The organism is Pseudomonas sp. NPDC079367 (assembly GCF_044542195.1).
Taxonomy (GTDB): Bacteria; Pseudomonadota; Gammaproteobacteria; order Pseudomonadales; family Pseudomonadaceae; genus Aquipseudomonas.
On sequence record NZ_JBITTW010000043.1, the window covers coordinates 1 to 16,859 of the forward strand.

18 protein-coding genes are annotated in these 16,859 nt (G+C 60.0%); 11 read left to right on the top strand and 7 right to left on the bottom strand.

Annotated elements, in window-relative coordinates; translation table 11 throughout:
- Window positions 1-115: glycine--tRNA ligase subunit alpha (locus tag ACIGDJ_RS24060; protein WP_397504628.1), on the bottom strand; the 115-nt coding region annotated here is incomplete at its 3' end.
- Between the two features lie 81 nt (window positions 116-196).
- On the opposite strand from ACIGDJ_RS24060, the gene tag reads away from it, so the two are divergent.
- Together tag and ACIGDJ_RS24070 are read left to right on the top strand one after the other, a co-directional pair.
- Window positions 197-754, top strand: a complete 558-nt coding sequence (gene tag, locus ACIGDJ_RS24065) for a DNA-3-methyladenine glycosylase I (protein ID WP_101159708.1) — start codon at window positions 197-199, stop codon at window positions 752-754.
- 41 nt (window positions 755-795) lie between these two features.
- Window positions 796-1,683, top strand: a complete 888-nt coding sequence (locus ACIGDJ_RS24070; RefSeq protein WP_024014955.1) for a lysophospholipid acyltransferase — start codon at window positions 796-798, stop codon at window positions 1,681-1,683.
- Window positions 1,684-1,740: 57 nt separating this feature from the next.
- Here the strand turns inward: ACIGDJ_RS24070 and ACIGDJ_RS24075 are convergent, their stop codons facing one another.
- The 5 genes from ACIGDJ_RS24075 to def form a co-directional block, all read right to left on the bottom strand.
- Entirely contained in the window at window positions 1,741-2,055 is a 315-nt protein-coding gene (locus tag ACIGDJ_RS24075) for a tetratricopeptide repeat protein (protein WP_397479843.1), read from the bottom strand.
- A gap of 150 nt (window positions 2,056-2,205) precedes the next feature.
- Window positions 2,206-3,582 (bottom strand): Trk system potassium transporter TrkA, encoded by a 1,377-nt coding sequence (gene trkA, locus ACIGDJ_RS24080; RefSeq protein ID WP_016772381.1) that lies wholly within the window; start codon window positions 3,580-3,582, stop codon window positions 2,206-2,208.
- Window positions 3,583-3,604: 22 nt separating this feature from the next.
- Entirely contained in the window at window positions 3,605-4,915 is a 1,311-nt protein-coding gene (gene rsmB / locus ACIGDJ_RS24085; protein ID WP_397479844.1) for a 16S rRNA (cytosine(967)-C(5))-methyltransferase RsmB, read from the bottom strand.
- A complete protein-coding gene (fmt, locus tag ACIGDJ_RS24090) occupies window positions 4,912-5,871 on the bottom strand; it encodes a methionyl-tRNA formyltransferase (protein ID WP_397479845.1) in 960 nt (319 codons plus the stop codon). The genes rsmB and fmt overlap by 4 nt, the downstream gene beginning before the upstream one ends.
- Window positions 5,872-5,928: 57 nt before the next feature.
- Window positions 5,929-6,435 carry a peptide deformylase gene (gene def / locus ACIGDJ_RS24095; protein ID WP_016772378.1) on the bottom strand — a complete coding sequence of 169 codons (507 nt, stop codon included), beginning with the start codon at window positions 6,433-6,435 and terminating at the stop codon, window positions 5,929-5,931.
- Window positions 6,436-6,593: 158 nt separating this feature from the next.
- Here def and ACIGDJ_RS24100 point away from each other — a divergent pair, with 158 nt between their 5' ends.
- The 8 genes from ACIGDJ_RS24100 (at window position 6,594) to ACIGDJ_RS24135 (ending at window position 14,754) form a co-directional block, all read left to right on the top strand.
- Window positions 6,594-7,619, top strand: a complete 1,026-nt coding sequence (locus ACIGDJ_RS24100; protein WP_397479846.1) for a LysM peptidoglycan-binding domain-containing protein — start codon at window positions 6,594-6,596, stop codon at window positions 7,617-7,619.
- An 84-nt stretch (window positions 7,620-7,703) separates the two neighbouring features.
- Window positions 7,704-8,801: a DNA-processing protein DprA gene (gene dprA, locus ACIGDJ_RS24105; protein ID WP_313000398.1), complete on the top strand. Its 1,098-nt coding sequence runs from the start codon at window positions 7,704-7,706 to the stop codon at window positions 8,799-8,801.
- A gap of 55 nt (window positions 8,802-8,856) precedes the next feature.
- Window positions 8,857-9,414, top strand: a complete 558-nt coding sequence (locus ACIGDJ_RS24110; protein ID WP_101159702.1) for an L-threonylcarbamoyladenylate synthase — start codon at window positions 8,857-8,859, stop codon at window positions 9,412-9,414.
- Window positions 9,415-9,680: 266 nt separating this feature from the next.
- Window positions 9,681-10,349, top strand: coding sequence for a hypothetical protein (locus tag ACIGDJ_RS24115; protein WP_397479847.1), 669 nt, complete (start codon window positions 9,681-9,683; stop codon window positions 10,347-10,349).
- On the top strand, window positions 10,327-11,061 hold the full coding sequence (locus tag ACIGDJ_RS24120; RefSeq protein ID WP_101159700.1) for an iron-containing redox enzyme family protein: 735 nt from the start codon (window positions 10,327-10,329) through the stop codon (window positions 11,059-11,061). The genes ACIGDJ_RS24115 and ACIGDJ_RS24120 overlap by 23 nt, the downstream gene beginning before the upstream one ends.
- 42 nt (window positions 11,062-11,103) lie before the next feature.
- Entirely contained in the window at window positions 11,104-12,198 is a 1,095-nt protein-coding gene (locus tag ACIGDJ_RS24125) for a DUF3419 family protein (protein WP_101159699.1), read from the top strand.
- Entirely contained in the window at window positions 12,195-13,463 is a 1,269-nt protein-coding gene (locus ACIGDJ_RS24130; protein WP_313000407.1) for an aminotransferase class I/II-fold pyridoxal phosphate-dependent enzyme, read from the top strand. The genes ACIGDJ_RS24125 and ACIGDJ_RS24130 overlap by 4 nt, the downstream gene beginning before the upstream one ends.
- Complete coding sequence (locus ACIGDJ_RS24135; protein WP_313000410.1) at window positions 13,453-14,754, top strand: AMP-binding protein; 1,302 nt, start codon at window positions 13,453-13,455, stop codon at window positions 14,752-14,754. Before ACIGDJ_RS24130 ends, ACIGDJ_RS24135 begins: the two co-directional genes overlap by 11 nt.
- A gap of 56 nt (window positions 14,755-14,810) precedes the next feature.
- Here ACIGDJ_RS24135 and ACIGDJ_RS24140 read toward each other — a convergent pair whose 3' ends face one another.
- On the bottom strand, window positions 14,811-15,788 hold the full coding sequence (locus ACIGDJ_RS24140; RefSeq protein WP_313000413.1) for a quinone oxidoreductase: 978 nt from the start codon (window positions 15,786-15,788) through the stop codon (window positions 14,811-14,813).
- A gap of 150 nt (window positions 15,789-15,938) precedes the next feature.
- Here ACIGDJ_RS24140 and hemF point away from each other — a divergent pair, with 150 nt between their 5' ends.
- Window positions 15,939-16,853: an oxygen-dependent coproporphyrinogen oxidase gene (gene hemF / locus ACIGDJ_RS24145; RefSeq protein ID WP_101159696.1), complete on the top strand. Its 915-nt coding sequence runs from the start codon at window positions 15,939-15,941 to the stop codon at window positions 16,851-16,853.
- The last annotated feature ends 6 nt before the right edge of the window (window positions 16,854-16,859 follow it).

The following is a 16,859-nucleotide window of genomic DNA, read 5'->3' on the forward strand; positions in this document are numbered from 1 at the left end:
CGCCAACTTCCATATCGAAGGCCTGAAGTACCACACAACCTTGCTCGGCCCAGTATTGCTGGAGCGCGAGGATCAAGTCTTGGAAGGTACGCACGGCTGGCGTAGGCTGGCTCACGAAATTCACCTGTTTCTTGGGCTGCGATTTAAAGAGCGGGAGTATACCCGATTCGTTGCTGCGCACGCCCCCTGGAGCCTTATGCCACGCTGCTTTTGGTGTACCGAAGATCCGCTGTACATGGCCTATCACGATCAGGAGTGGGGCACGCCGCTACGCGATGCGCAGGGTTTGTTCGAGTTGCTTTTGCTCGAAGGGTTCCAGGCCGGGCTGTCGTGGATCACTGTGCTGCGCAAGCGCGAGCGGTATCGCCAGGTGCTGTTCGGCTTCGATGTGCAGCGTGTCGCGCAGATGAGCGACGCCGAAATCGACGAACTGATGCTCGATCCGGGGATCATCCGCAATCGTCTCAAGCTCAACGCCGCGCGGCGTAATGCCCAGGCGTGGCTGGCGCTGGAGGATCCGGTGGCGTTGCTCTGGTCGTTTGTAGGCGACCAGCCAATCATCAATCACTTCAAGGATCGCAGCGAAGTTCCGGCGATCACCCCCCAAGCGCTGGCGATGAGCAAAGCGCTGAAAAAAGCCGGATTCACGTTCGTCGGCCCGACCATTTGCTACGCGCTGATGCAGGCCTCGGGCATGGTCATGGACCACACCCAGGACTGCGACCGCTACGCGCAGTTGGTCAACGCCGGTTAGAATGCCCGCCTCGCGCACAGCACAAAGATCAGGAGTGACCTGTGGAAAAGTTTAAAGGCGCCTTGCTGGTAGGCGCTCTGCGGCTGTTTGCCCTGCTGCCATGGCGGGCCGTGCAGGCCGTCGGTTCGGCGATCGGCTGGATCATGTGGAAAACCCCCAACCGTTCCCGCGACGTGGTGCGGATCAACCTCGCCAAATGTTTTCCCCAGATGGATGCGGCCGAGCGCGAGCGTCTGGTCGGCCAGAGTCTGAAAGACATCGGCAAGTCGCTGACCGAAAGCGCCTGTGCGTGGATCTGGCCGGCGCAGCGCTCGATCGATCTGGTCCGCGAAGTCGAAGGCCTCGATGTGCTCAAGGATGCGCTCGCTTCGGGCAAAGGCGTGGTCGGCATCACCAGCCATCTGGGCAACTGGGAAGTGCTCAACCACTTCTACTGCAGTCAGTGCAAACCGATCATTTTCTATCGCCCGCCGAAGCTCAAGGCGGTGGATGAATTGCTGCGAAAACAGCGCGTGCAGTTGGGCAACAAGGTCGCCGCATCGACCAAGGAAGGCATTCTCAGCGTGATCAAGGAAGTGCGCAAAGGTGGTGCCGTGGGCATTCCCGCCGATCCGGAGCCGGCCGAATCCGCCGGGATCTTTGTGCCCTTCTTCGCCACTCAGGCACTGACCAGCAAATTCGTGCCGAACATGTTGGCCGGCGGCAAAGCGGTCGGCGTGTTCCTGCATGCTCTGCGCCTGCCTGACGGCTCGGGCTACAAAGTGATCCTCGAAGCCGCACCCGAAGCCATGTACAGCACCGATACCGCCGAGTCCTGCGCGGCGATGAGCAAAGTGGTCGAGCGTTACGTGGCGGCGTATCCGAGCCAATACATGTGGAGCATGAAGCGCTTCAAGAAGCGTCCGCCGGGCGAAGCGCGCTGGTACTGAGCCGCTTCGACAGGTTGGCGGCTGATGCAGACGGCGTCACCTTGCGCTGTCTGTAGCTCAAGGCGCATGCCGCTCGAGCTTCTTCAGGAACACCGTCATCTCCTTCTCGGCCTGTTTGTCACCATGGGCGCGGGCCGCTTCCAGGCCCTGTTCCCAGGCCTGACGCGCAGCGGCGTGATCGCCTAGCGCCAGCTGCGCCTTGCCCAGTAACTTCCACGCTGCTGAGTACTTCGGGTCGAACGTAACGCAGTGCTGGAAATGCTCGGCAGCCCTGGCGTTTTCGCCCAAGTCCAGATAACCCTTGCCCAGGCCGAAACGCAACAGAGCGTTATCCGCACCTTTGGCGAGCATTTTTTCCAGGGATTCGAGCATAGGCGCGTTCCTTTCTGCGGTGTGTCAGAGGTGAGTCTTGCTCAGCAATACCCCTTTCGCGAGCAAGCCTGCTCCCACAGGGCAACGCATTCCAAAGGTGGGAGCGGGCTTGCTCGCGAAGGGGCCATCTCGGGCAACGTTGTTTTCAGGTCAAAAAAAGCTCAACCCCACATGAAACAGCTTCTCCACATCGCGAATATGCTTCTTGTCCACAAGGAACAGAATCACATGGTCGCCCGCTTCGATCACCGTGTCGTCGTGGGCAATGATCACTTTCTCGTTGCGAATCACCGCGCCGATGGTAGTGCCCGGCGGCAGGCCGATCTTTTCGATCGGCTTGCCGATGACCTTGCTCGACTTCGCATCACCGTGGGCAATCGCCTCGATCGCTTCCGCCGCGCCGCGCCGCAGTGAGTGCACGCTGACGATATCGCCTCGGCGTACGTGGGCGAGCAGGGTGCCGATGGTCGCCAGTTGCGGGCTGATGGCGATGTCGATGTCGCCGCCCTGAATCAGGTCGACGTAAGCCGGATTGTTGATGATCGTCATGACCTTCTTCGCCCCCAGCCGTTTGGCCAGCAGCGACGACATGATGTTGGCTTCGTCATCGTTGGTCAGGGCGAGGAAGATATCGGCGTCGGCGATGTTCTCTTCCAGCAGCAGATCGCGGTCCGAGGCACTGCCCTGCAACACCACGGTGCTGTCGAGGGTATCGGAGAGGTAGCGGCAACGCGCCGGGCTCATCTCGATGATCTTCACCTGATAGCGGCTTTCGATGGCCTCGGCCAGGCGCTCGCCGATCTGCCCGCCACCGGCGATAACGATGCGTTTGTAGGTTTCGTCGAGGCGGCGCATTTCGCTCATCACCGCGCGAATGTCCTCACGGGCGGCGATGAAGAACACTTCGTCGTCGGCCTCGATCACCGTGTCGCCCTGCGGCAGGATCGGCCGGTCACGGCGGAAGATCGCAGCGACGCGGGTTTCGACGTTCGGCATGTGCTCACGCAACTGGCGCAGTTGCTGGCCGACCAGCGGCCCGCCGTAGTAGGCGCGCACCGCCACCAGTTGCGCCGCGCCTTCGGCGAAGTCGATCACCTGCAAGGCACCGGGATGCTGGATCAGGCGCTTGATGTAGTTGGTCACGACCTGCTCGGGACTGATCAGCACGTCGACCGGAATCGCTTCGTTCTGGAACAGCTGTTCCTCGCGATTGAGGTACGACGCTTCGCGCACCCGGGCGATTTTGGTCGGGGTGTGGAACAGCGTGTGCGCGACCTGGCAGGCGACCATGTTGGTCTCGTCACTGTTGGTCACCGCGACCAGCATGTCGGCGTCGTCGGCACCGGCCTGACGCAGTACCGAAGGCAGCGAGCCTCGGCCCTGCACGGTGCGGATGTCAAGGCGATCGCCGAGGTCGCGCAGGCGCTCGCCGTCGGTGTCGACCACGGTGATGTCGTTGGCCTCGCTGGCCAGATGTTCGGCCAGCGAACCGCCGACCTGTCCTGCACCGAGGATGATGATTTTCATCCAGTCACTCCGTTGAATCCGTTTAGCTGCGTGCGGCAGCGATCTTGATCAGCTTGGCGTAGTAGAAGCCGTCATGGCCGCCCTGCTGGGCCAGCAGTTGGCGACCATGGGGCTGTTTGATGCCGGCCGCCGTAGCCAGATCCAGTTCGCGGGCACCGGGGGTGCGCTCGAGGAACGCAGCGATCACCTCAGTGTTTTCCGTCGGCAATGTCGAGCAGGTGGCGTAGAGCAGGATGCCGCCGACTTCGAGGGTTTTCCACATGGCGTCGAGCAACTCGCCTTGCAGTTGTGCGAGGGCGACGATGTCGTCGGGCTGGCGGGTCAGCTTGATGTCCGGATGGCGACGGATCACCCCGGTGGCCGAGCACGGTGCATCGAGCAGGATGCGCTGGAACGGTTTGCCATCCCACCATTTCGCCGTGTCGCGGCCATCGGCGGCGATCAGCTCAGCGCTCAGGCCCAGGCGTTCAAGGTTTTCCTTCACCCGCACCAGACGCTTGGCCTCCAGATCCACCGCCACCACGCCGGCCAGCGCCGGTTCGGCTTCGAGGATATGGCAAGTCTTGCCGCCGGGCGCGCAGCAGGCGTCGAGCACGCGTTGGCCGGGCGCCAGGTCGAGCAGGTCGGCGGCCAGTTGCGCGGCTTCGTCCTGCACACTGATCCAGCCCTCGGCGAAACCCGGCAGGCTGCGCACATCGGCGGCGGCTTCGAGGACGATGCCGTCGCGGCTGTATTCGCAAGGTGTCGCGGCGATCCCGGCATCGTTCAGCAGCGCGAGGTAGGCGTCGCGGCTGTGATGGCGGCGGTTGACCCGCAGGATCATCGGCGGATGCGCGTTGTTTGCTGCACAGATGGCTTCCCACTGCTGCGGCCAGAACGCCTTGAGGGATTTTTGCAGCCAGCGCGGGTGCGCCGTGCGCACCACCGGGTCGCGTTCGAGTTCGGCGAAAATCGTCTCGCTTTCGCGCTGGGCATTGCGCAGCACGGCGTTGAGCAGGCCTTTGGCCCAGGGTTTTTTCAGCTTGTCGGCGCAACCGACGGTCTCACCGATGGCGGCGTGAGCCGGTACGCGGGTGTAGAGCAACTGGTAAAGACCGACCAGCAGCAGCGCCTCGACATCGGCGTCGGCAGACTTGAACGGTTTCTGCAAAAGCTTCTCTGCCAATGCCGACAGGCGTGGCTGCCAGCGTGCAGTGCCAAAGGCCAGATCCTGAGTGAAACCGCGATCGCGATCCTCGACCTTGTCCAGCTGCGGGGGCAGGGAGCTGTTCAGCGAAGCCTTGCCGCTGAGCACGGCGGCGAGTGCCTTGGCGGCGGCCAGACGTGGATTCATTGCGCGTCCACCGCTGCACCCAGCACGCTGCCGACGGCGAATTTCTCGCGGCGGCTGTTGAACAGGTCGCTGAAGTTCAGCGCTTTGCCACCGGGCAGTTGCAGACGAGTCAGGCACAGCGCTTGTGCACCGCAGGCGACGATCAGGCCGTCCTTGCTGGCGCTGAGGATTTCACCCGGAGCGCCAGTGCCGTCGGCGACTTTCGCGGCCAGCACTTTCAACGCTTCGCCATTGAGCGTGCTGTGGGTGATCGGCCATGGGTTGAAGGCGCGAACCAGACGTTCCAGCTCTACCGCCGGACGGCTCCAGTCGATGCGTGCTTCATCTTTGTTCAGTTTGTGCGCGTAAGTGGCGAGCTCGTTGTTTTGCACCTCACCTTGCAGGGTGCCGGCAGCCAGACCGGCAATCGCCTGCACCACAGCGGGCGGCCCTATTTCGGCGAGACGATCATGCAAGGTGCCGCCGGTATCGTTGGCGTTGATCGGCGTGACAACCTTTAGCAGCATCGGCCCGGTGTCGAGCCCGGCTTCCATGCGCATCACGGTCACACCGCTTTCGGCATCGCCATGTTCGACGGCGCGCTGAATCGGCGCCGCACCGCGCCAGCGTGGCAGCAGCGACGCATGACTGTTGATGCAACCCAGACGCGGAATATCCAGCACCGCTTGCGGCAGGATCAGGCCGTAGGCGACCACCACCATCAAGTCCGGTTTCAGCGCGGCCAGTTCCGCCTGGGCGTCGGCATTGCGCAAGGTCGGCGGCTGCAACACCTGGATATTATTCTCCAGAGCGAGTTGTTTGACCGGGCTCGGCATCAGTTTTTGCCCGCGGCCGGCCGGCCGATCCGGCTGGGTGTAGACCGCCACGATCTCGTACGGGCTGCTCAGCAGAGCCTTGAGGTGCTCGGCCGCGAATTCCGGGGTACCGGCAAAAACAATGCGCAGTGGCTCAGTCATGAAAGGCGTCTCATAAAAAGAAAAAGGCTTGCCGCAGCAAGCCTTTGAAGAGGGGCATCAAGCGTTCTGGCGGTGCAGCTTTTCCAGTTTCTTCTTGATCCGGTCGCGTTTGAGCGTGGACAGGTAATCGACGAACAATTTGCCGTTGAGGTGGTCGCATTCGTGCTGGATGCACACCGCGAGCAGGCCTTCGGCTATCAGCTCATAGGGCTTGCCGTCGCGGTCCAGCGCCTTGATTTTGACCTTCTGCGGGCGGTCGACGTTTTCGTAGAAGCCCGGTACCGAGAGGCAGCCTTCCTGATACTGGTCCATCTCGTCGGTCAGCGGTTCGAACTCGGGGTTGATGAACACCCGTGGCTCGGTACGGTCTTCGGACAGGTCCATCACGACGATACGTTTGTGCACGTTGACCTGGGTCGCGGCGAGGCCGATGCCCGGCGCTTCATACATTGTTTCAAACATGTCGTCGACCAACTGACGCACTTCGTCGTCCACTACAGCCACTGGTTTGGCGATAGTGCGCAGACGCGGGTCCGGAAATTCGAGGATGTTTAAAATGGCCATAGGCTTCGATTGCTGCACACGTTGAGTAAAGTCGGGTCGATGGCCTGGCGGGTCCGAGGATGCAGGCTACCGTTGTGAAGCGTAGCTTCTGAAAACAGAAGCGAGCCACGGGGGCTCTGACGATTCACGCGAATGCACATGATAAAGGGATTCACTGCATGAGGAAAACACTACTCGCCCTGCTGCTTCTGGCTGCGGCCGGCGGCGCTCAAGGGCAAGTGCAACTCAGGGATGGTTTTCCACAGCAATACACGGTGGCTTCGGGCGACACGCTCTGGGACATCTCCGGCAAGTACCTGCGCGAGCCCTGGCAATGGCCACAGCTTTGGCGGGCCAACCCGCAGGTCGATAACCCCAACCTGATCTATCCCGGCGACACGCTGACGCTCAGTTACGTCAACGGTCAGCCGCAACTGACCGTCAACCGTGGCGAGTCGCGCGGTACCATCAAGCTTTCGCCACGGATTCGCACCAGCCCGGTGGCCGAGGCGATTCCGAGCATTCCACTAAAGTCCATCAACAGCTTTCTGTTGAGCAACCGCATCGTCGACAAGGCCGAAGATTTCGACAAGGCACCGTACATCGTCGCCGGCGATGCCGAGCGCGTGCTCAGTGGCACCGGTGACCGCATCTTCGCCCGCGGCCATTTCGACCCGGAACAACCGGTGTATGGCATCTTCCGCCAAGGCAAGGTGTATACCGACCCGCAAACCAAGGAGTTCCTCGGTATCAACGCGGACGATATCGGTGGTGGCGAAATCGTTGCTGCCGAAGGCGATGTCGCCACCCTCGCCCTGCAGCGCACCACCCAGGAAGTGCGGCTTGGTGACCGCTTGTTCAGCGGCGAAGAACGTTCGATCAACTCGACGTTCATGCCCAGCGCGCCGAATCGATCCATCGACGGCCTGATTATCGACGTGCCGCGTGGCGTCACCCAGATCGGCGTGATGGACGTCGTCACGCTGAACAGGGGCAAACGCGACGGTCTGGCCGAAGGCAATGTACTGGCGGTGATGAAAACCGGCGAAACCGTGCGTGACCGGATCACTGGCCAGCCGCTGAAGATTCCTGATGAGCGCGCCGGCTTGCTGATGGTGTTCCGCACCTACGACAAACTCAGTTACGGCCTGGTGCTCAACGCTTCGCGTTCGTTGGCGGTGCTCGACAAGGTGCGAAATCCGTAAGCTTGCTTCACAAGTTACCAACAGAGTTATCCACAGCTTGTTCCGAATGGTTCGGAGCATAGAACGATCAAGGATGATCCATTCATGTTGTCGCTCAGTACGGCCATTTCCCCGGCGGAACTGGAGGCGCGCCTGCGCCTGCACCGCATGCCGGATATCGGCCCCAAGCGTTTTGCCAAACTGCTCGAAGCCTTCGGCTCGGCGTCGAAAGCCATCAGTGCGCCGGCCAGTGCGTGGCGCTCGCTGGGGTTGCCATCGGCCTGCGCCGAGGCGCGACGTTGTCCGACGGTGCGCGATGGCGCCAGCCACGCAATGCGCTGGCTAGAGCGCCCCGGCCAACATTTGTTGATGTGGGATCAAGCGGATTACCCAGCATTGCTGGCGCAAATTCCCGATCCGCCGCCGCTTTTATTCGTTGCCGGCGATCCGTCGATTTTGGAGAAACCGCAGTTGGCGATGGTCGGCAGCCGCCGCGCTTCGCGTCCCGGGATGGACACGGCGGCGGCGTTTTCCCGCAGTCTGGCCGGGGCCGGTTTTGTCATCACCAGTGGTCTGGCGCTGGGCATTGATGCCGCTGCGCATCAGGCCGCACTGAACGTTGGCGGCCAGACCGTGGGTGTGCTTGGTACGGGCCTGGAAAATTTTTATCCACAACGCAACCAAGGCCTGGCTGAGGCAATGATTGCCTCGGGCAGTGCGGTGCTTTCCGAGTTTCCGCTGGACGCCGGGCCGAGCCCGAGCAACTTCCCCCGACGCAACCGCATCATCAGCGGCTTATCCCTTGGCGTGCTGGTGGTCGAGGCCAGTGTTGCCAGCGGCTCGTTGATCACCGCGCGACTGGCGGCCGAGCAAGGGCGTGAGGTTTACGCGATTCCAGGATCGATCCATCACCCCGGCGCCCGCGGTTGTCACCAGTTGATTCGCGACGGCGCGGTGCTCGTGGAAACTATCGAACACATTCTCGAAGCCCTGCGTGGCTGGCAGCAGCCGTTGTTATCCACAGCTTCGCCGCAGGATGATCATCCGTTGCTTGCGCTGCTTCACGCGGCGCCCCACACCAGCGAAGCCCTGGCCGCGAGCTGTGGCTGGGCGCTGCCCAAAGTGCTTGCGACGCTGACCGAGCTGGAGATCGACGGCCGTGCGGTGTGCGAAAACGGTCGCTGGTTGGCGCGGTCACGCTAGGTTTTACAAGGAAGATCGGTAAACTGCGCGAAACCTGTTTGTGGAGAGTTTTTTCATGGTCAACAGTTGGCGTGTGCAACAAGCCGCGCGTGAAGTTCGCGCCGGCGCGGTGATTGCCTATCCAACCGAAGCCGTCTGGGGGCTGGGTTGCGACCCGTGGAACGAAGACGCCGTGGACCGCTTGCTGGCGATCAAGAATCGCTCGGTGAGCAAAGGACTGATCCTCGTCGCTGACAACATCCGCCAGTTCGATTTCCTTTTCGAGGACTTCCCGCAGGACTGGATCGACCGCATGGCCAGCACCTGGCCGGGGCCTAACACCTGGCTGGTGCCACACCAGAATCTGTTGCCGGAATGGGTCACAGGCGTGCATGACACCGTGGCACTGCGGGTCAGTGATCACCCGCAAGTGCGTGATTTGTGCTCGATGGTCGGGCCGTTGATATCAACCTCGGCCAACCCGCAAGGTCGCCCGGCGGCGCGCACGCGTTTACGGGTAGAGCAATATTTCCGTGGGCAGATCGATCTGGTGCTGGCCGGTAGTCTCGGCGGCCGGAAAAACCCGAGTGTCATCCGCGATCTGGCGACGGGCAAGGTCATTCGTCCCGACTGACGCTTTTCTGCCTCTTCTGCTTTTGAGCTCCCCGAATGGTTTGGCGGGGAGTTTTTCTGCCCGAAATATTATCTTTGGTCAATTATAAAACTTAAACAATCCGTTGTTTATGTTGCTCCGCTGTATGTCAGATAAATCTATAAATCAGAAACTTCGGTAAATTTTCCCACGTCATTATCAGACGTCGTGCAGTGGCGAGATTTGCAGAATCATCCATTATTTCAATGCGTCAGAAAACTTCGATAGTTAACGTCTGCGGAGAGGGAATGGATACTACAAACTTACAATTAAAGGATTACCTGCAGGGGCTTCGAGAAACACTGCACAAGCAGAGTTCTGATTATCGTATCGTTATTCTTGAAGCAGGGTCAGATGCCAGCGAGTTTGAACGCTTCATCGGTCGTCAGTTTCGTCTTCGGTTAAAACATTACATGTTGACGTCAAGAGCCCGAGCACTTGAAACGAGTCTGGCGATCTCATCGCGAAGCACGCATTTTCTGCTGTATCAACGCGATCAACTGACGGCGGTCATGCGTGTCACCCCATCACCGTTCGAATGGGCTTCGCTGGCAAACCAATATGTTTCTCCGACCGTGGCGCTGGCACGTCATGTCGAGTTCAGTCGCCTGATCACCCATTCGCAACAGCACCGGCCAGTGCCGACCAATGCGCTGCTTGCGGCCGCCACGCAATGGGCGATCGACCGCGGTTATGAAGGTGTCACTGCGTTGTGCAGATCGCCACAACGGCGGCTATTTCAGCGTTTCGGCCTGACCCTGATCACCTCCAATCCCCTGCATATCGCAAATCGTTCTCGCGGCGATTACTGGCTGCTGTCTGCGCAGTGGCGACAAATCCTTGCAGCACTACAACAACCATTTCCCATGAACGGCAACTATCCGGAGAATCGCAATGAATGCGTCCATCAGTTTTGAACAACATTTGATTCTGCTCGATCAGCGCATCGACAAAACATGGAGCGATATTCTGGGCAACTCCAGGCTGGTCAAGGCTATTCGCAAGGGCAGTGTTTCCAAGGCGTTGTATGCAATCTACATGATCGAAACCTTTCATTACACCTCACACAATGCTCGAAATCAGGGTCTGGTTGGGGTGCGGCATGCCGATAATCCTGTTTATGCGAAGTTCTGTTTTGAACATGCGGCGCAAGAAGTCGGGCATGAGAAAATGGCCCTGCATGATGTCATGAGTTTAGGCTTGAAAAATGAAGCTTTTGATATACCGCCAGCACTTCCTGAGACCGAAGTGCTGATCGCTTACTTATACTGGATTTCTTTTACCGGTAACCCATTACAGCGGCTCGGATACAGTTACTGGGCGGAAAACGCTTATCACTTTATCACTCCGCTGATCAACAAACTGAGTGAAACGCTGTCGTTGAAGCCCGCTCAATTGACGTTCTTCATTGCTCATTCGGATATCGACGTCGACCACTTCAATGAGATCAAACTCATTCTGCAGCGGACCTGCAAGCGTCAGGCTGACTGGGATGCCGTTGCGACCGTGATGGAAACCAGTCTGCGCCTGACCGGTAACATGCTCGAAGCCGTTTATGACCAGTATGAAGCTTGGCAAAACGGCCTCGCGCCCCGCTACGAGTTTCTTCATGCCCTGGAGAAATCATGACGCCTTCCCGTTCATTTTCCTGTCAGGCAGGCGGAGGTCGAGATGGCTGATTATTTCGAGCGTTTGAACTACTCGCTGGGGGATGAAGACACAGCGCTCGAACATGCCATTCTGCCCGAGCATGCCAGACATGTATTGGGCGTTGCCGGCTGTGGCGGTCGGCTTCTGCCTTTGCTGGCCCGTCACCCAGCCCGCATGACGTGTGCCGATATCAGTGCGCCGCAACTGGCCTTTACGCGCTTGCGTTTTGCCCTGCTGGAGCAGACCGATCGTCAGTCGTTCATGGATTTCATGGGCTACCAGCCCGATATATCGGCGACACGCCGCAAATCCATATTTCGCCTGCTGGATCTGCCTTCTCTTGATAGGCGCTGGCTGGAGCACTTTTTTCATTCCCGTCATTGGCAGGCACCGATTTACCTCGGCGCCTTCGAGCAGACCCTGCAGCGGTTGGCGAAGGTCAACGGACTGTTCACTGGCAAGGCGGGACGAGGGATCTTCCAGGTCCGAGATCTGGAAGAACAATCGACTTATTACCAAAGCCGTTTTCCCCTCAAGCGCTGGAAGGCCGTGATCGCCCTATTGGGCAATGCATCGGTGCTCAACTCGCTTTTGTATAAAGGGGCATTCCCCCGCAACAATCTGGGCATCAGTTCCCGCGAGGTGTATCTGGATATTTTCCATACCTTGTTCACCACCCAGGTCGTGCGCGAGAGCTTTTTCCTGCAAATGCTGTTTTTCGGTGAGTTGCGGTATCCCCAAGGCTTTCCGCTGGAGTGCGATCAACAGGTCTTTCAACAGGCACGCAAGGCACTGCAGCAATGCCGGCTGACCGTGGAGCAGAGCGATATTTTCGACTGTGCTTCCAGGTGCAGGGATGTCGACTTTGTCTCATTTTCAGACGTGCCTTCATTCCTGCCGGCGAAGGTGGGTATTGATGTTCTGCAGCGGCTTCGACCCGCTTTGGGCGAGGATGCGCTGACGGTTATTCGTGGCCATTTGCATGTGGTCAGGCCCGATTGCGAAGGCTTCTGCGACGTTACTACGCAATTTCAGGACGCAATCGCACGAGAAAAAACTCAACTCTGGCGAGTGCAGGTCTACCGCCAGACATCACCTGCGCAGGTATCCCGATGAATACACCTCACCCGACCGTTAATTGGGTCAGGAACCGCGTCCGCCAGGCGCGGGACGATCAACAGCAATTGTTCGACGCCGGTCTCAATGGCCTGCACCTGGTGCAGCGCGACGGCAAGGTCATAGAGTTGGGCAGCGGCGAGCGGCTGACCGAATTTCTCTCATGCTCCTATCTGGGACTCGAAAGCGACCCCCGTCTGATTCAAGGCGCAGTGCAAGCCATCGAGTCCTTCGGCGTGCAGTTCGCTGCCGCTCGCACCCGAGCGCTGCTCCCGCCGATGCGCGAACTCGATGAGCAGTTGAACCGCATATTCCAGGGGCATACGGTGACATTCAACTCGGTGGGCAGCGCCCATCTGGGTTGTCTGCCGCTGCTGGGTTCCGGTGAATTGCCGTCGTATCCCTTGCACCGTGGCCCGGGCTGGATCATTGATCATACTGCCCATGCTTCAATGCAAGTGCTGCAAGGCATTCTGTGGCAGTTCGGCCCCGTCCATCGCTGCGATTGCAGTGATCTTCAGCAAGTCGAAGATGCTTGCTCCACAGCCGTCGCCGCCGGCAATACGCCGATTATCATGACTGACAGCATCGGCTCGATGCGCGGGCTTTATCCTGTCGACCGATTGCTGCAACTGGCAGAGCGCTTCGAGGGTTATCTGTATGCGGATGACGCTCACGGCACTTCCATTCATGGCCACGCCGGGGGCGGTTATGCGCTCGATGTCGCCGCTGCGCCGTCGTGCGAACGTTTGATCCTGCTGTCGTCATTATCCAAGGCTTTCGGTGCCACCGGCGGAGCAATTACAGTGCTGACGTCGGCCGATGCCGAGCTGATTCGGCGCCATGCGTCGACTTATACATTTGGCGGCCCGCTATCGATGGGCGGTGTCGGTGCGGCAGTTGCCTCGGCAAAGATCCACCTCTCTGCACAATTGGGTCAGTTGCAAGAGGCGCTTTGGCGAAACGTGGAGGTCATCGACAGTCTGTTAGGACCGGTTTTAGGCAATCACCAGATTGCTTCGCCCATTCGTTTCGTCCGGGTGGGTGCCGAACGGGACGCGATCAGTCTGGCGTTGCACTTGCGTCGGCACGCCATAGCGGTCACTACAGCCTTGTTTCCAGTGGTGGCCAAAGGTCAAGCCATCCTGCGACTGGCCATCAGCGCGAATCACAGCGAGGTTCAGTTGGAGCATCTGGCCAGTGCGGTCAACGAAGGATTCGCTGAGCTGGGTATTCGCCAGGAAGATCCGCATCATGCGCGGTGACCTGATGAACCAGGCCTGTGCAAAGACCGTTCAGGGTGCGGCCGCGGAGGCCTTCGCGCGTAAACTGGCCTATGCGCGGTCACTGCCATGGTTCTGTAAGCTCTGTCCGCAGATTCAGTACGTACAGACCGCAGCGGATCTGCATCGGTTACCGATCCTCGCCGTGGAGGATGATCAGGACGGATTGCTGTTTACTCATCTCAGCGAAGCGTCACATTGCGCGCCGGGCGGCGGGCTGACCCTGACTTCAGGCGGCAGCACGGGTAACCGCAAGCACATCACTCACTCTTGGGCATTCAACGAAAATATCGTGCCCTTGGGCGCGCGGATGTTCGTTGCGAGCGATGAACTGCCCCGTGTCGTAATCAACTGCCTGACGCCCGGTGAAATGCAGGGTGCCTTTCAATACGCGTCGGCCATTGTCCGGCACATTGGCGCGCGCCTGCTGCCTGCGGGTGCGCTGATGGGGCTGCAGCGTATAGCCGGGCTGATTCATTCTCAATCGGCCGATGCACTGATCTGCACGCCCTCATTCGCCGAGGCCCTGTTCAATCATGCTGATGTCGAGGGCGCGCATTTGCGCAGTTTGAGATGGCTCTACTACATCGGAGAACCTTGTCGTCAGCCACTGCGCGAGCAACTGGCTCGAGCCTGGCCGGCCCTGAACATACGATCATTGGGTTACAGCTCGACGGAGACCGGACCTATCGGGTTCCAGTGCAGGCATCTGGAGCATGGTCTCTACCATCTGCATGCCGATGCCATGCTACTTGAAGTGGTCGATCCCCACAGCCTGCAAGCGGTGGTGGAAGGTGAACCCGGGGAGTTTCTGCTGACCCCTTTATTGCCCGATCAGGTGCCTTTGTTGCGGTATCGCATTGGTGATCGTGGGCGAGTCTTGGGCGGGCAATCCGGTTGTGCCTGTGGCAGCGCTCTGCCAATACTGCAACTGCAGGGTCGCGTCGAGACCTCGATCAAACTGGGCGGCGCGATCATCACTCAGCGACAGGTTCTGAGCGTGCTCGCAGAGCTGTTGCCCGAATTGTACGCTTGGGATGTGCAAGTGCAGATTGATCGGCGGGCCGAGGGTGCGCACCTGCGGCTGCTGATCGCCGAAGACCGGATTCCCGCCGCTGCGGAACGGGTCATCGAAGTGGCTTTGCGCAGCGAGGCACAGGCGAGCGCATTACTCAGATTACCCGGTGTATCGGGCATGCAGATTCAGCGTCTGCCCCGTGGTGATTTTGCCATCACCACGGCTGGCAAGACGCCGTTTTTTGTCGAGAGATGAGGCGTCCCGGTCAAGCTCTTGAGGCGCGCCCGAGTGCTGCGTTTGATGGAAGTGTTTCAGGGGTGCAGAACGGTAGAGCCGGTGGTGCGCCGCGCCGACAGTTCGGTTTGCGCCTTCGCCGCTTCGGCCAGTGGATAACTCTGGCTGACATCCACCTTCAATTTGCCGCTGATGATCATCTCGAACAACTCGTCAGCCATACGCTGCAGGTTCTCGGCGTTGTTGGCGTAGGTCGCCAATGTCGGCCGGGTGACATAAAGCGAGCCCTTTGCGGCGAGAATGCCAAGATTGACGCCATCGACCGCGCCCGAGGCATTGCCGAAACTCACTACCAAGCCACGTGGCGCCACGCTGTCCAGGGAGGTGAGCCAGGTGTCCTTGCCGACGCCGTCATACACCACCGGGACTTTCTTGCCGTCAGTCAGGGCCAGCACACGCTCGGCTACGTTTTCATGGCTGTAATCGATGGTGGCCCAGGCGCCGTTGGCCTTGGCCAGTTCGGCTTTTTCCCTGGAACTGACGGTGCCTATCAGCTTCACGCCCAGTGCTTTGGCCCATTGGCAGGCCAGCGAGCCGACGCCGCCCGCTGCCGCATGGAACAGAATGGTTTCGCCGCCCTGCAGTTCGTAGGTCTGGCGCAGCAGGTATTGCACGGTCAGGCCCTTGAGCATGACCCCGGCAGCCGTTTCGAAGCTGATTTCGTCGGGCAGGTGTACAAGATTGTCTTGCGGCAGTACATGTACCTGGCTGTAGGCGCCGAGCGGGCCGCTGCCGTACGCCACACGATCGCCGACCTTGAACCGGGTGACGTCGCCGCCCACCGCCTCGACGGTGCCGGCGCCTTCCGAACCCAGGCCAGACGGCAAGGCGGGCGGCGCATACAGGCCGCTACGGTAGTAGGTGTCAATGAAATTCAGGCCGATCGCGTGGTTGGCCACGCGCACTTGATTCGGCCCGGGCGCAGCGGGTTCGTAATCTACATATTCGAGCACTTCGGGACCGCCGTGGGCACCGAACTGGATACGCTTTGCCATCTGCCTGCTCTCCTTGGGTCGTCACTAAGCCCTCTATCCAACTCCCCTGCTTGATCTTCGTCAACTGCGGCGCGCCGGTCTGCGATGGTATGCTACGCGCCCATTTGCGCCGCCCGCCTGCCGGGGCGCCGCCCGATTCAAGGTGAAGCCATGACGACCCGCACCGACGCCGTAAAGGCCTATTTGCTCGATCTGCAAGACCGCATCTGCGCCGCGCTCGAAACCGAAGACGGCGGCAAATGCTTCGTCGAAGACGCCTGGACCCGGCCGGCGGGCGGTGGTGGGCGCACCCGTGTGCTGGAAAACGGCACGTTGATCGAAAAGGGCGGCGTCAACTTTTCCCACGTCTTCGGCAGCGGCTTGCCACCCTCGGCCAGTGCGCATCGGCCGGAACTGGCCGGGCGTGGTTTCGAGGCGCTCGGCGTATCGCTTGTGATCCATCCGCACAACCCGCACGTGCCGACGTCCCACGCCAACGTGCGCTTTTTCATCGCTGAAAAAGAAGGCGAAGAGCCGGTCTGGTGGTTTGGCGGCGGCTTCGACCTGACCCCGTATTACGGCGTTGAGGAAGATTGCGTCCACTGGCACCGCGTCGCCGAGCAAGCCTGTGCTCCGTTCGGCGCTGATGTCTATCCACGCTACAAGGCCTGGTGCGATACCTACTTTCACATCAAGCACCGTCATGAGCCGCGCGGCATTGGTGGTCTGTTCTTCGATGATCTGAACGAGTGGGATTTCGACACCAGTTTCGCGTTCATGCGCGCCATCGGCGACGCCTACATCGACGCCTACCTGCCGATTGTGCAGCGGCGCAAAAACGATGCCTTCACTGCACAGCAGCGCGAATTCCAGGAGTTCCGCCGTGGTCGCTATGTCGAGTTCAACCTGGTTTACGACCGTGGCACCCTCTTTGGTCTGCAATCGGGCGGACGTACCGAATCGATTCTGATGTCGCTGCCGCCGCAAGTGCGCTGGGGTTATGACTGGAAGGCCGAGCCAGGCAGCGCCGAAGCGCGCCTGACCGAATACTTCCTGCAGGATCGCGACTGGCTGGCCGAGGCCTGAGGATTG

What these genes read in the sequence shown, in the direction of transcription:
- fmt (WP_397479845.1), bottom strand. Translation starts at nt 5,871, where the DNA reads ATGACTGAGCCACTGCGCATTGTTTTTGCCGGTACCCCGGAATTCGCG.
- ACIGDJ_RS24100 (WP_397479846.1), top strand. Translation starts at nt 6,594, where the DNA reads ATGAGGAAAACACTACTCGCCCTGCTGCTTCTGGCTGCGGCCGGCGGC.
- ACIGDJ_RS24115 (WP_397479847.1), top strand. Translation starts at nt 9,681, where the DNA reads ATGGATACTACAAACTTACAATTAAAGGATTACCTGCAGGGGCTTCGA.
- ACIGDJ_RS24125 (WP_101159699.1), top strand. Translation starts at nt 11,104, where the DNA reads ATGGCTGATTATTTCGAGCGTTTGAACTACTCGCTGGGGGATGAAGAC.
- ACIGDJ_RS24120 (WP_101159700.1), top strand. Translation starts at nt 10,327, where the DNA reads ATGAATGCGTCCATCAGTTTTGAACAACATTTGATTCTGCTCGATCAG.
- trkA (WP_016772381.1), bottom strand. Translation starts at nt 3,582, where the DNA reads ATGAAAATCATCATCCTCGGTGCAGGACAGGTCGGCGGTTCGCTGGCC.
- ACIGDJ_RS24135 (WP_313000410.1), top strand. Translation starts at nt 13,453, where the DNA reads ATGCGCGGTGACCTGATGAACCAGGCCTGTGCAAAGACCGTTCAGGGT.
- ACIGDJ_RS24110 (WP_101159702.1), top strand. Translation starts at nt 8,857, where the DNA reads ATGGTCAACAGTTGGCGTGTGCAACAAGCCGCGCGTGAAGTTCGCGCC.
- hemF (WP_101159696.1), top strand. Translation starts at nt 15,939, where the DNA reads ATGACGACCCGCACCGACGCCGTAAAGGCCTATTTGCTCGATCTGCAA.
- rsmB (WP_397479844.1), bottom strand. Translation starts at nt 4,915, where the DNA reads ATGAATCCACGTCTGGCCGCCGCCAAGGCACTCGCCGCCGTGCTCAGC.
- ACIGDJ_RS24075 (WP_397479843.1), bottom strand. Translation starts at nt 2,055, where the DNA reads ATGCTCGAATCCCTGGAAAAAATGCTCGCCAAAGGTGCGGATAACGCT.
- tag (WP_101159708.1), top strand. Translation starts at nt 197, where the DNA reads ATGCCACGCTGCTTTTGGTGTACCGAAGATCCGCTGTACATGGCCTAT.
- def (WP_016772378.1), bottom strand. Translation starts at nt 6,435, where the DNA reads ATGGCCATTTTAAACATCCTCGAATTTCCGGACCCGCGTCTGCGCACT.
- ACIGDJ_RS24130 (WP_313000407.1), top strand. Translation starts at nt 12,195, where the DNA reads ATGAATACACCTCACCCGACCGTTAATTGGGTCAGGAACCGCGTCCGC.
- ACIGDJ_RS24140 (WP_313000413.1), bottom strand. Translation starts at nt 15,788, where the DNA reads ATGGCAAAGCGTATCCAGTTCGGTGCCCACGGCGGTCCCGAAGTGCTC.
- dprA (WP_313000398.1), top strand. Translation starts at nt 7,704, where the DNA reads ATGTTGTCGCTCAGTACGGCCATTTCCCCGGCGGAACTGGAGGCGCGC.